Annotated in this window: 12 protein-coding genes; 8 read left to right on the forward strand and 4 right to left on the reverse strand. The window is 68.5% G+C overall.

The genetic code is table 11. The features are described from left to right. Positions 1 to 29 precede the first annotated feature (29 nt). The 5 genes from panB (at position 30) to pgi (ending at position 4,226) form a co-directional block, all read left to right on the forward strand. Complete coding sequence (panB, locus tag NSQ78_RS08625; protein ID WP_005416119.1) at positions 30 to 845, forward strand: 3-methyl-2-oxobutanoate hydroxymethyltransferase; 816 nt, start codon at positions 30 to 32, stop codon at positions 843 to 845. Next, positions 842 to 1,681, forward strand: coding sequence for a pantoate--beta-alanine ligase (gene panC / locus NSQ78_RS08630; RefSeq protein WP_064238165.1), 840 nt, complete (start codon positions 842 to 844; stop codon positions 1,679 to 1,681). The genes panB and panC overlap by 4 nt, the downstream gene beginning before the upstream one ends. A 68-nt stretch (positions 1,682 to 1,749) precedes the next feature. After that, positions 1,750 to 2,247: a hypothetical protein gene (locus tag NSQ78_RS08635; RefSeq protein ID WP_064238167.1), complete on the forward strand. Its 498-nt coding sequence runs from the start codon at positions 1,750 to 1,752 to the stop codon at positions 2,245 to 2,247. Positions 2,248 to 2,334: 87 nt separating this feature from the next. Further along, complete coding sequence (gene panD / locus NSQ78_RS08640) at positions 2,335 to 2,715, forward strand: aspartate 1-decarboxylase (RefSeq protein WP_005409061.1); 381 nt, start codon at positions 2,335 to 2,337, stop codon at positions 2,713 to 2,715. Continuing rightward, a complete protein-coding gene (gene pgi / locus NSQ78_RS08645; RefSeq protein WP_064238169.1) occupies positions 2,712 to 4,226 on the forward strand; it encodes a glucose-6-phosphate isomerase in 1,515 nt (504 codons plus the stop codon). The genes panD and pgi overlap by 4 nt, the downstream gene beginning before the upstream one ends. 245 nt (positions 4,227 to 4,471) lie before the next feature. Here pgi and NSQ78_RS08650 read toward each other — a convergent pair whose 3' ends face one another. Together NSQ78_RS08650 and NSQ78_RS08655 are read right to left on the reverse strand one after the other, a co-directional pair. Beyond that, complete coding sequence (locus NSQ78_RS08650) at positions 4,472 to 5,041, reverse strand: response regulator transcription factor (RefSeq protein ID WP_049468770.1); 570 nt, start codon at positions 5,039 to 5,041, stop codon at positions 4,472 to 4,474. Next, positions 5,038 to 6,264, reverse strand: a complete 1,227-nt coding sequence (locus NSQ78_RS08655) for an ATP-binding protein (protein WP_064238171.1) — start codon at positions 6,262 to 6,264, stop codon at positions 5,038 to 5,040. The genes NSQ78_RS08650 and NSQ78_RS08655 overlap by 4 nt, the downstream gene beginning before the upstream one ends. 114 nt (positions 6,265 to 6,378) lie before the next feature. Here NSQ78_RS08655 and ispG point away from each other — a divergent pair, with 114 nt between their 5' ends. From ispG to NSQ78_RS08670, 3 genes are all read left to right on the forward strand, one after another. Next, the gene (gene ispG / locus NSQ78_RS08660; protein ID WP_049468766.1) at positions 6,379 to 7,644 is read left to right on the forward strand and encodes a flavodoxin-dependent (E)-4-hydroxy-3-methylbut-2-enyl-diphosphate synthase; all 1,266 of its coding nucleotides are present in this window, start codon (positions 6,379 to 6,381) and stop codon (positions 7,642 to 7,644) included. Beyond that, on the forward strand, positions 7,625 to 8,374 hold the full coding sequence (locus NSQ78_RS08665; protein ID WP_049468765.1) for a phosphatase PAP2 family protein: 750 nt from the start codon (positions 7,625 to 7,627) through the stop codon (positions 8,372 to 8,374). Before ispG ends, NSQ78_RS08665 begins: the two co-directional genes overlap by 20 nt. A gap of 201 nt (positions 8,375 to 8,575) precedes the next feature. After that, a complete protein-coding gene (locus tag NSQ78_RS08670) occupies positions 8,576 to 9,223 on the forward strand; it encodes a response regulator (RefSeq protein ID WP_053506275.1) in 648 nt (215 codons plus the stop codon). 295 nt (positions 9,224 to 9,518) lie between these two features. Here NSQ78_RS08670 and eda read toward each other — a convergent pair whose 3' ends face one another. Then, the gene (eda, locus tag NSQ78_RS08675; protein WP_064238173.1) at positions 9,519 to 10,178 is read right to left on the reverse strand and encodes a bifunctional 4-hydroxy-2-oxoglutarate aldolase/2-dehydro-3-deoxy-phosphogluconate aldolase; all 660 of its coding nucleotides are present in this window, start codon (positions 10,176 to 10,178) and stop codon (positions 9,519 to 9,521) included. A gap of 231 nt (positions 10,179 to 10,409) precedes the next feature. After that, the gene (edd, locus tag NSQ78_RS08680; protein ID WP_053463391.1) at positions 10,410 to 12,326 is read right to left on the reverse strand and encodes a phosphogluconate dehydratase; all 1,917 of its coding nucleotides are present in this window, start codon (positions 12,324 to 12,326) and stop codon (positions 10,410 to 10,412) included. Between the last annotated feature and the right edge of the window lie 40 nt (positions 12,327 to 12,366).

Consider the following 12,366-nt stretch of genomic DNA (forward strand, 5'->3'; position numbering starts at 1 on the left):
CCCGGGTTATCTCCCCCGGTTATCAGCACATGAGCACCCACGCAGACAGCAAGCCCTGGACCGTTCCCGCCCTGGCCGAGGCCAAGCGCAATGGCCAGAAGCTGGTCATGTTGACCGCCTACGACGCCGGCTTCGCCCGCACCTTCGACGCAAATGGCGTTGACCTGATCCTGATCGGCGATTCGCTGGGCATGGTCGTGCAGGGCCATGATTCGACCCTGCCGGTGACCGTGGCCGACATGGTCTACCACACCCGCGCCGTGGCCCGCGTGCTGCAGCGTGCGCTGCTGGTGGCCGACCTGCCGTTCGGCGCCGATGCCACCCCGGAGCGCGCGCTGGATGCTTCGCTGCAGCTGCTGCAGGCCGGTGCCGAGATGGTCAAGATCGAAGGGGCCGGCTTCAAGGTCGACATCATCCGCTACCTGGTCGAGCGCGAGATTCCGGTCTGCGCGCACCTGGGCCTGACCCCGCAATCGGTGCTGCGCCTGGGCGGCTTCAAGATCCAGGGCCGCGGCGATGCCGCCCGCCAGCTGGTCGAGGATGCCAAGGCCGTGGCCGCGGCCGGTGCCAGCATCATGGTGCTCGAATGCGTGCCGACCCCGGTCGCCGCAGAAGTGACCGCCGCGGTGGATGTGCCGACCATCGGCATCGGTGCCGGCCCGCAGTGCGACGGCCAGGTGCTGGTGCTGCACGACTTCCTGGGCCTGGACAGCGGCCATCGCCGTCCCAAGTTCGTCAAGGACTTCCTTGCCGAAGGCGGTTCGGTGGCCGGTGCCACCCGCGCCTACGCCGACGCCGTGCGCGACGGCAGCTTCCCCGACGAACAGCACGCCTACGCCCAATGATCCAGACCTTCAACGAACTCGGCGCACTGCGCGCGCAGATCGCCCAGTGGAAGCAGGACGGCCTGCGCGTGGCGCTGGTGCCGACCATGGGCAACCTGCATGGCGGCCACCATTCGCTGGTGGCACTGGCCCGCCAGTACGCCGACAAGGTGGTGGCGAGCATTTTCGTCAATCCGACCCAGTTCGGCCCGAACGAGGATTTCAACCGCTACCCGCGCACGCCCGAGGCCGACGTGGCCGGACTGGAGCAGGCCGGCTGCGACGCGGTGTGGCTGCCCAGCGTCGAGGTGATGTACCCGCTGGGCGTGGACAAGACCACGCAGATGCATGCGCCGGGTGTCAGTGAAGTGCTGGAAGGCGCCAGCCGGCCGGGCCACTTCGATGGCGTCTGCACCGTGGTGGCGCGCCTGTTCCTGCAGGTCCAGCCGGATGTGGCCGTGTTCGGCCGCAAGGATTACCAGCAGTTGGCGGTCATCAGGCAGATGGTGACCGAGCTGTCGTTCCCGATCCAGATCGTCGGTGCTGAGATCGTGCGCGACGAGGATGGTCTGGCCAAGAGTTCGCGCAACCAGTACCTGAGCGCGGAACAACGCCCGGTTGCGACCACCCTCCACCGCACCCTGCTGGGCATGCGCGAGGGCTATGTGGCCGGTCACCCGCGCGAACGCATCGAGGCGGATGCCACCGCCGCGCTGCAGGCGGCCGGGTTCCAGGTCGACTACGCGGTGCTGCGCACCCCGGAACTGGCCGAGCCGACCTTCGACGGCGGTGGCCGCGTGGCGCTGATTGCCGCGCGCCTGGGCACCACCCGGTTGATCGACAACCTGGAATTCTGAGCCGCATGCGACCGTGGGGCGCCCGCACCGGGCGCCTCTCGCCTTCCCACGGACGGGAGACCGGAGCCATGAAGACCCCTGCCATTGACGCCGGCCGCCTTGCCCGGGCGACGTTCCTCGCCGTGCTGGCGGCCGGCATGCTGCCGGCGCAGCTGTTTGGCGGCCTCTTGTTCGCGCTCGAATTCAGGCGCACGCCGATGCCCGCGCTCACCGGCGGTGGGCTGATGTTCGGGCTGGGCGTCTGCAGCGCCATCGCGGTGTTCCTGCCGATGGCGCTGATCCTGCAGTCCCGGCGGCCCTTGCGCCGGATCAGCTTCGCGCTTGTGGGGGCTGCGCTGGGCGCGCTGGCCATGGCGGTCCATGAATGGCCGGGTGCGGTCCAGGGGCCGCTGCTGCAGCGCCTGCGCTATGTGGATACCTTCGATGTGATCCGCTATGGGCTGACGGTGTCGTTGGCCGGGGGGCTGGGCCTGGCCGCCGGGCTGGCCTTCCATGCGGTATTCCGGCTGTCACTGCAGGGCGGTGCCGTCCCTGCCGCGCCAGCGCCGCGGGGCGAGGGCGCCTGAACGGCCTTCAGCGTCCTGCGGCAGCCCCCTGACGACGGCCAAGCGGGTGCTAGAATCCGCTCTTTCCTTTGCCGTTGCAGCGCCCCCATGCACCTGTCCCTGCTCAAGACCAAGATCCACCGCGCCACCGTCACCCATTCCGAGCTGAACTACGAAGGCTCGATCGCCATCGACGACAACCTGCTGGCGGCCACCGGCATCCGCGAGTTCGAGCAGGTGCACATCTGGGACGTGACCAACGGTGCGCGTTTCTCGACCTATGCCATCCGCGCCGAAGCCGGCAGCGGCGTTGTCTCGCTCAACGGTGGCGCCGCGCGCCACGTGCAGGTCGGTGACATCATCATCATTGCCGCGTTCGCCAGCATGACCGAGCAGGAAGCCGACAGCTTCAAGCCGAAGCTGGTGTACGTTGATGGCAAGAACCAGATCACCCACACCAACGACACGATCCCGACCCAGGCCGCATGACAACGAACAACGGATTCGACTCGCTGCATTCCCACGCCCAGCGCCTGAAGGGCGCAAGCATTCCCGGCCTGCTCGCCGCCGAACCCGGCCGCGTACAGGACCTGGCACTGCGGGTCGGTCCGTTGTACGTCAACTTTGCGCGGCAGAAATACGATGCCGCGGCGCTGCAGGCGTTGCTGGCGCTGGCGGCCGACCGTAACGTCGGCGGTGCCATCACCCGCCTGTTCCGCGGCGAGCAGGTCAACCTGACCGAAGGTCGCGCGGCGCTGCACACCGCGCTGCGCGGCGACGTGGTCGATGCGCCGGTGGCGGCCGAGGCCTATGCCATCGCGCGCGCGATCCGCCAGCGCATGGGCGTGCTGGTGCGCGCGCTGGAAGACAGTGGCGTGACCGATGTGGTCAGTGTCGGCATCGGTGGTTCCGACCTTGGCCCGCGCCTGGTTGCCGACGCGCTGCGCCCGGTCACCGGCGCGCGCCTGCGCGTGCATTTCGTGTCGAACGTGGACGGCGCCGCCATGCAGCGCACGCTGGCCACGCTGGATCCGGCCAAGACCGCCGGCATCCTGATTTCCAAGACCTTCGGTACGCAGGAAACCCTGCTCAACGGCCAGATCCTGCACGACTGGCTGGGCGGCAGCGAGCGCCTGTACGCAGTCAGCGCCAATCCCGAACGTGCCGCCAAGGCCTTCGCGATCGCCGCCGATCGCGTGCTGCCGATGTGGGACTGGGTGGGGGGCCGTTATTCGCTGTGGTCGGCGGTCGGTTTCCCGATCGCGCTGGCGATCGGTTTCGAGCGCTTTGAACAGCTGCTGGAAGGCGCGGCGCAGATGGATGCGCACGCGCTGGATGCGCCGCTGGAGCGCAACCTGCCGGTGTTGCACGGTCTGACCGACATCTGGAACCGCAACCTGCTGGGCCATGCCACGCATGCGGTGATGACCTACGACCAGCGCCTGGCGCTGCTGCCGGCCTACCTGCAGCAGCTGGTGATGGAAAGCCTGGGCAAGCGCGTGCAGCGTGACGGCCAGCCGGTCACCACCGACACCGTGCCGGTGTGGTGGGGCGGGGCGGGCACCGATGTGCAGCACAGCTTCTTCCAGGCGCTGCACCAGGGCACCAGCATCGTGCCGGCCGATTTCATCGGCTGCGTGCACAACGATGATCCGTACACGGTCAATCACCAGGCCCTGCTGGCCAACCTGCTGGCGCAGACCGAGGCGCTGGCCAATGGCCAGGGCAGCGAAGATCCGCACCGGGATTACCCGGGCGGCCGCCCGAGCACGTTGATCCTGCTCGACGCGCTGACCCCGCAGGCGCTGGGCGCGCTGATCGCCATGTACGAACACGCCGTGTACGTGCAGTCGGTGATCTGGAACATCAACGCCTTCGACCAGTTCGGTGTCGAGCTGGGCAAGCAGCTGGCCAGTGGCCTGCTGCCGGCGCTGCAGGGCGAGGAGGTGGCAATTGCCGATCCGATGACCCGCGAGATCCTGGCGCAGCTGAAGCGCTGATGCCCTGGTAGTGCCGGCCGTTGGCCGGCATCCAGGTGATGCTTCAATCGTTCATGAGGTTGCCGGCCAGCGGCCGGCACTACCGCGTCACTCGACGCGCTGCCGCGCAGGCGCTGGGTACGCTGACCCGCGAGATCCTGGCGCAGCTGAAGCGCTGATGCCCTGGTAGTGCCGGCCGCTGGCCGGCATCCAGGTGATGCTTCAATCGTTCATGAGGCTGCCGGCCAGCGGCCGGCACTACCGCCTCACCTGCTCGGGTCGCGTTCCGGACTGGGCCGCTTGGCCAGCTTGCGCTGCAGCGAACGCCGGTGCATGCCGAGCAGGCGCGCGGCGGCCGAGACATTGCCGCCGGTTTCGTGCATCGCCTGCTGGATGTGTTCCCACTGCAGGCGGCTGATCGGCGTCATCGCGTCCGGCACTTCCATTTCGCCATCGTCGGCCGGGCCGTCGTCCTCTTCGCCCAGCGCGCGCAGGATCATCGGCACCGTGGCCGGTTTCGGCAGGTAATCATCCGCACCCAGCTTGATCGCCTCCACCGCGGTGGCGATGCTGGCGTAACCGGTCACCAGCAGGATGCGCATGTCGGCTCGCAGGGCGCGCAGCGGCTGGATCAGCGCCAGGCCCGAGTCGCTGCCCAGTTTCAGGTCGATCAGCGCGAACGCCGGCGGATGCTGGCGCGCGAGCGCCAGCGCGCTGGCCGCATCCTGTGCGGTCTGCGTTTCAAGCCCCTTGCGGGCCAGGCTGCGTTGCAGGGTGCGCAGGTACAGCTCGTCGTCGTCGACCAGCAGGCCCTGGGGGGAGGGATGAAGGCTCATGGGGTGTCCTCGCGTGGGGCCAGCGGCAGGCGGAAGCCGACGCGGCTGCCGGCCCCCTGGGCCGGGCGCATCCACATCTCGCCGTCGAGGCGTTCGATGGTGGCATGGGACAGGGCCAGGCCGACGCCCATGCCCTCACTCTTGCTACTGCCGAACAGCCTGCCCGGCAGCACGGCGGCACGGGCGTCGAAGCCATGGCCGTAATCGCGCACTTCGCCGATCAGGTCGTCGCCTTCGATGCGCAGGTCCAGGTCCACGCGCGGCCGGCCGGCCTGTTCGCCGGCATCGGCGGCATTGTTGAGCAGGACCATCAGCAGGTGGCCCACGCCCGGGTCGAGTGGCAGCCGCAGCGGCGCATCGTCATTGCGATGCAGGTCGATGGTGGGCCGCACCAGGCGCCATTGCTCCAGCACTTGCTGGGCGCTGGAGTGGCTGCGACCCGGTGCATCGGCCGACGCCGGCGCAGCCAGTGCCAGCACGCGCTCGCGGCACTGCACCAGCAGCTCGCGCAGGGTTTCCATGTCCTCGCGCACTTCCGGCTCTTCGCTGCGCTCGGCGACGTCATCGGCGAGCAGGGTCATGGTCGCCAGTGGCGTGTTCAGTTCATGTGCCACCGAGGCGGCATGGGTGGCCAGGGCGACGATGCCTTCGTTGCGGGCGAAGCGCTCGCGCAGCGCCGACAGTTCCAGTTCGCGCTGGCGCAGCGCCAGCGCCAGCCGGGTGGAGAAGGTCAGCACCACCGCAGCGGAGATCAGGAAGTTGGCGACCACGCCCCAGCGGTTGAGGTCCTGCGCGCGGAAATAGCCGTCCGGCAGCGGCTGGCCGAAGATGCCGCTGGCGGCGTAACCGAGCAGGCAGGCCAGGGCGACCGCCAGTGCCCAGCGCAGGGGCAGGGCGAACGCCGCCAGCGCGATCAGGATCAGGAACAGCGAACTGAACGGGTTCGCCATGCCGCCACTCCAGCCCACCATCCAGGTCAGGATGATCACGTCCACCAGGATGTGGCCGAATGCGGTCAGCGGCGCGGTGTCGGCCGCTTCCGGGCGCAGCTGGGTGTAGATGTTGAACAGGGCAAGCACGGCCACACCCGCCCACAACGGCTGCTGCGGCAACGGCAGGCCCAGCACCCAGGTGGCGACCAGGATGGTGGCGGCCTGGCCACCTACGGCAAGCCAGCGCAGGCTGCACAGGGTGCGGAGAAACGGGGCGTCGGGACCGGTCATGCATGCCCATCGTATGCGTTCAGGCGTGCACGTGCCTGCGACAATCGGCCGCAGCCGTGCCGCCGGCTGAATGCGAGTCACCCGGAATGCAGGGCCGGGCGCTAGAATGCCCGCATGCACGACGCCGTCACCCGCCCGACTCCCCCTTCCGATGCCACCGCCTGGCCCCGTCGCCAGACCCATGCCGTCCAGATCGGCGGGGTCACTGTAGGCGGAGGCAAGCCGGTGGTGGTGCAGTCGATGACCAACACCGATACCTCCGACGTGGCCTCCAGCGTGAAGCAGGTGGCCGAGTTGTGGCGTGCCGGCTCGGAGATGGTGCGGCTGACCGTTAATACCGTGGAAGCGGCTGCGGCGATCCCGCGCATCGTCGACAAGCTGGCGATGATGGGCATCGATGTGCCGCTGATCGGTGACTTCCATTACAACGGCCACCAGCTGCTGACCGCCGAACCGGCGTGTGCCGAAGCGCTGGCCAAGTACCGCATCAACCCGGGCAACGTCGGCTTCGGCAAGAAGAAGGACCTGCAGTTCGCCCAGTTGATCGAGTTCGCGATCCGCTACAACAAGCCGGTACGCATCGGCGCCAACTGGGGGTCGCTGGACCAGGCCCTGGCAGCGAAGCTGATGGACGAGAACAACCTGCGCGCGCAGCCCTGGGATGCCGGTCGCGTGCTGCGCGAGGCGCTGATCCGTTCGGCGCTGGATTCGGCCGAGCAGGCGGTGGAGCTGGGCCTGCCGCGCGACCGCATCGTGCTGTCGGCCAAGGTCAGCGGCGTGCAGGAACTGATCGCGGTGTACCGCGACCTGGCCCAGCGCTCCGACTTCGCCCTGCACCTGGGCCTGACCGAAGCCGGTATCGGCAGCAAGGGCATCGTCGCCTCGTCGGCGGCGCTGGGCGTGCTGCTGCAGGAAGGCATCGGCGACACCATCCGCATCTCGCTGACCCCGGAGCCGGGCCAGTCGCGCACGCAGGAGGTGATCGTCGCCCAGGAACTGCTGCAGACCACGGGCCAGCGCGCCTTCACGCCGTTGGTCACCGCCTGCCCCGGTTGCGGCCGCACCACTTCCGAGTTCTTCCAGGAACTGGCCAAGGTGGTGCAGAACCACGTGCGCGAGAAGATGCCGCTGTGGAAGGTCCATCATCCGGGGGCGGAGAACATGACCCTGGCGGTGATGGGCTGCATCGTCAACGGGCCGGGCGAGTCGCGCCATGCCAACATCGGCATCTCGCTGCCGGGCACGGGTGAAACGCCGGCGGCGCCGGTGTTCGTCGATGGCGAGAAGAAGGTGACCCTGCGCGGCGACAACATCGCCCAGGAGTTCGTCGCCCTGATCGACGATTACGTCGAACGCACGTATGTCCGAAGCGCCGGATAAGCCTGCGATCCTTGCCGCGCCGGAGTCCGCCTCCGGCTTCCGCCACTGGATGGCGCGCAATGCGTGGCGCCTGGTGCTGCTGTTCGGTGGCGTGCTGCTGCCGCTGGCCGGCTTCGTCGCCCTGGCCGACGAAGTCCACGAGTTTGAATCGTTCCATTTCGATGCGCCGCTGCTGTGGCAGATGCATGGCCTGCATTCGCCGCTGCTGGACCGCTTTTTCGTGCTCATTTCCAGGCTGGGCTACGAATGGTTCCTGATTCCGGCCGACGTGCTGATCATCGGCGTGCTGCTGGCCTGCCGGCGGTGGCGGGAGGCCACGTTCGTGGCGGTCAGCTTCGTGGGCTCGGCGCTGCTGAACATGGGCAGCAAGCAGTTCTTCCAGCGCGAACGGCCCAGCCTGTGGGAATCGATCGCGCCCGAATCGACGTTCAGCTTCCCCAGCGGCCACGCGATGGGCTCGATGACCCTGGCTGCGACCCTGGTGCTGCTGGCCTGGAACACCCGCTGGCGCTGGCCGGTGCTGCTGCTGGCGCCCGCGTTCAGCCTGCTGGTCAGCGTCTCCCGGGTCTATCTGGGGGTGCATTACCCCTCGGACATCCTGGCCGGATGGTGTGCGGCGCTGGTTTGGGTGGTAGGGTGCTATCTGGTCATGTTCAGTCGCCGGCATCCTTGGCGACGTCACGATTCGCCGCCAGCGACGGCCAGCGAAGCATCACCACAGGGGGATTGACGTGGATGACCCCTCCGGGGCGTCTACGTAATAGATCAGTTGTTTCGTTACTGCAGGTTCTGTAAGACAGGGGACAAGCACAACGCGCGGTACTGTGATGCGCAAGGCAGAATGCCCGGTTCGCTTCCCGAACGCGCTTGCAGGGGTATCGGCGCCCTGCCTAGCTTGACCTGCAATGGCCGCATTCGAAGAGGTACGTGGATGACGATTCGAGTCTACCTGGTGGATGACCACGCGCTGGTCCGGACCGGGATGAAGATGATCCTGTCGGGGGAGACCGACATCGAGGTGGTGGGCGAAGCCGAGACCGGCGAAGACGCGCTGCGTGACGTCCGCCAGCTGCTGCCTGACGTGGTGCTGTGCGACCTGCACCTGCCCGGCGTGAGTGGCATGGAGGTGACCGAGCGTATCGTCCGCAGCCATCGCAACACCCGCGTGGTGATCGTGTCGGTGCTGGAAGACGGTCCGCTGCCGAAGCGTCTGCTGGAAGCGGGCGCTGCGGGCTACATCGGCAAGGGCTGCGATGCACAGGAGCTGCTGCGCGCGGTGCGCGATGTGGCCATGGGCCGGCGCTACCTGGGCACCAGCATCGCGCAGAACCTGGCCCTGTCGACCGTGGAGGGCAACGGTTCGCCGTTCGACAACCTGTCGCCGCGCGAACTGGAGGTTGCATTGCTGCTGACCCAGGGCCTGCGCCAGGAAGACATCGCGCGGCGCCTGAGCCTGAGTGCGAAGACGGTGAACACGCACAAGGCGCGACTGTTCGAGAAGATGGGGATCCACGACAACATCGCACTGGCGCGCATGGCCAGCCAGTACGGCCTGGTGGATCCGGCACGGCCGTTGTAAGGGTTTCGGCCAACGGCTGAGCCCCTCGCGGTGGTGGTGCGGTTGGATTTGTGGGGTTGGCCCTGCGGAGGGACCGCGCAGGGGACGCCGTGAATCCATCCCTGGAGGCTCGGGCGCGCCATCCATGGCGCTTACGCCCCTGCGCAATCCCTCCGCAGGGCCACGGACAGGTTCCGTGCGCCGCCACCGCGGAACGAAGAAGGAAGAGCAGGAGCGGGTCGCGCGCTGCGCGCGCTCGCAGCCTGGGGTCGGATCCCTTTCCCGGCGGGAAAGGGCTCAGACCCCGATCTTCATGTCAGTGTCCGCGTACGCGCTTGATGATCTTCGCCGCGTCGGCAGCGCTGGCGCGCACCTTGTCCCACTGGCCGTCGGCGATCCAGTTGCCCGGTACCATCCACGAACCACCGATGCAGACGACGTTCTTCTGCTCGAGGTACTCGGCGGCGGTGTTCTCGGTGATGCCGCCGGTCGGGCACAGCTTGAGGTCCGCCACCGGGCCGGCCAGTCCCTTGATCATCGCCAGCCCGCCCACGGCGGTGGCCGGGAACAGCTTGCACACGCGGAAGCCGCGCGCATACAGCGACAGCAGTTCGGTCGGCGTGGCCGCACCCGGCACCACCGGCAGCGGTGCAGCCGCCAGCGCATCGGCCAAGACCGGCGGCGTACCCGGGGTCACCAGGAAGTCTGCACCTGCATCGATCGACTGCTGCATCTGCTCTACGGTCAGCACCGTACCGGCACCCACCACCACGTCCGGCAGCTCGCGCTTGAGCATCGCCAGCGCGTCCATTGCCACTGGCGTACGCAGCGTCAACTCGATCGCCGGCAGGCCACCTTCCAGCAACGCCGCACTGACCGCACGCGCCTGGTCCAGCGTATGAACCGTCACCACCGGCAGGATGCCCGCCGCATGCAACAGCTCCGCCGCCTTCACCTGATGTTGTTCGATACCCATAGCTCTGCTTCTGCCTTTGCTTCCGAATTTGATTTTCAGTGATCACTTCGCGGCGCGAGGGCGCCATGAAACCGTCCGGAGGCGGCGGCTAGCCCCCGCCAGGACCGTTCGCGCCATGGATGGCGCGACCGAGCCCCCATGGATGGGTTCACGGCGTGTCCTGGTGGGGGCCAGCCGCCGCCTCAACCAGGACACTTGCCGCCCACGCACGCCCGCAACGCTCTCCAACCCTCAGGCGTCTTTTGCCTCATGCGGCGCCGCCGCCGCTGCGGCATCGTGCCCCAGCTCGTACTCCGCGTCGTATTCCCACGGCCCGCCATCGGCCGCCGCCGGACCGCACGAAATCGAAATCGCGCCCTGGTCGGCCGGCCCCACCACGCGCCGGTTGACCGCGAACAGATTGCGGCCCAGGTCATGTGCCGCCGGTGCGGTGTTCGGCGCCAGTGGCCGTGCCGCCCACTCCGCCGCATCCACCAGCACCTCCAGGGTGCCGGCTTCGCCATCGAGGCGGATCATGTCGCCCTCGCGGACCTTGGCCAGCGGACCGCCGCGCGCGGCTTCCGGCGTCACGTGGATGGCCGCCGGGATCTTGCCCGAGGCGCCAGACAGGCGGCCGTCGGTGACCAGCGCCACGCGCCGGCCCTGGTTCTGCAGCAGCCCCAGCAGCGGCGCCAGCGAATGCAGCTCCGGCATGCCGTTGGCGCGCGGCCCCTGGTAGCGCACCACCGCCACGAAGTCCTGCGGCAGCAGGCCACCGGCATGCAGCTTGTTCAGCACCTGCGGCGCATCGACCACCACCGCCGGTGCCTCAATCGTGCGGTACTGCGGCTTCACCGCCGACAGCTTGATCAGCGACTTGCCCAGGTTGCCGCGCAGCAGGCGCAGGCCACCCTGGTGCTCGAACGGGTTGTCGACGCCGCGCACCACCTCGTCATCGGCGCTGCGTTCCAGGCCCGGCAGATAGACCAGCTGGCCGTCGCGCAGCTGCGGCTCGCGCGCATAGTCGGCCATGCCGCCACGCGCGACGCTGACCAGGTCACCGTGCATCAGGCCCGCCTTGATCAGCTCGCCGAACACGAACGCCGGGCCGCCGGCGGCCGCGAAACGGTTCACGTCGGCCTCGCCGTTCGGATAGACGCGGGCCAGCAGCGGGATCAGCTGCGACAGTTCGTCGAAGTCATCCCAGGTCAGTACGATGCCGGCCGCTCGCGCCACCGCGATCCAGTGGATGGTGTGGTTGGTCGAACCACCGGTGGCCATCAGCGCGATGACCGCATTGATGATCGCGCGCTCGTCGATGATCCGGCCCAGCGGGCGGAAGTCGTCGCCCAGCGCGGTGATCTCCAGCGCGCGCTCGGTGGCTTCGCGGGTCAGCGCATCGCGCAGCGGCGTGCCCGGATTGACGAACGACGCCCCCGGCAGCTGCACGCCCATCGCCTCCAGCAGCACCTGGTTCGAGTTGGCCGTGCCATAGAAGGTGCAGGTGCCGGCGCCGTGGTACGACGCGGATTCCGCTTCCAGCAGCTCTTCGCGGGTGGCTTCACCTGCGGCGTAGCGCTCGCGTACCTCGGCCTTCTGCTTGTTGGGGATGCCCGGGGTCATCGGGCCGGCCGGTACGAACACCGCCGGCAGGTGGCCGAAGGCCAGCGCACCGATCAGCAGGCCCGGCACGATCTTGTCGCAGACACCGAGGTAGACGGTGCTGTCGAACATGTCGTGGCTGAGCCCGATCGCGGTGGCCTGCGCGATCACATCGCGCGAGAACAGCGACAGTTCCATGCCGCCGCGGCCCTGGGTAACGCCGTCGCACATCGCCGGCACGCCGCCGGCCACCTGCGCGGTGGCGCCCAGCTCGCGGGCGATCTCACGGATCTGTTCGGGATAGGTCTCGAACGGCTGGTGCGCCGACAGCATGTCGTTGTAGGCGGTGATGATGCCGAGGTTCGGTGTCACCCCGCCGCGCAGGCGGCTCTTGTCGGTGCCGCCACAGGCGGCGAACCCGTGGGCGAGGTTGCCGCAGCTCAGGCGGCTGCGGAACGGGCCGTCACGCAGCGAGGCGTCGATCGCGGCCAGGTAGGCGGCGCGCGAGGCGGCGCTGCGGCGGATGACGCGCTCAGTGATGGCTTGCAGTTGCGGATGGAGGCTCATTGGCTACCGGCGTTCGAGGTGGCGAGAGGCAAGCGGCGGC

The organism is Stenotrophomonas sp. FSL W7-1447 (assembly GCF_037966425.1).
GTDB classification, from domain to species: Bacteria; Pseudomonadota; Gammaproteobacteria; order Xanthomonadales; family Xanthomonadaceae; genus Stenotrophomonas; species Stenotrophomonas pavanii.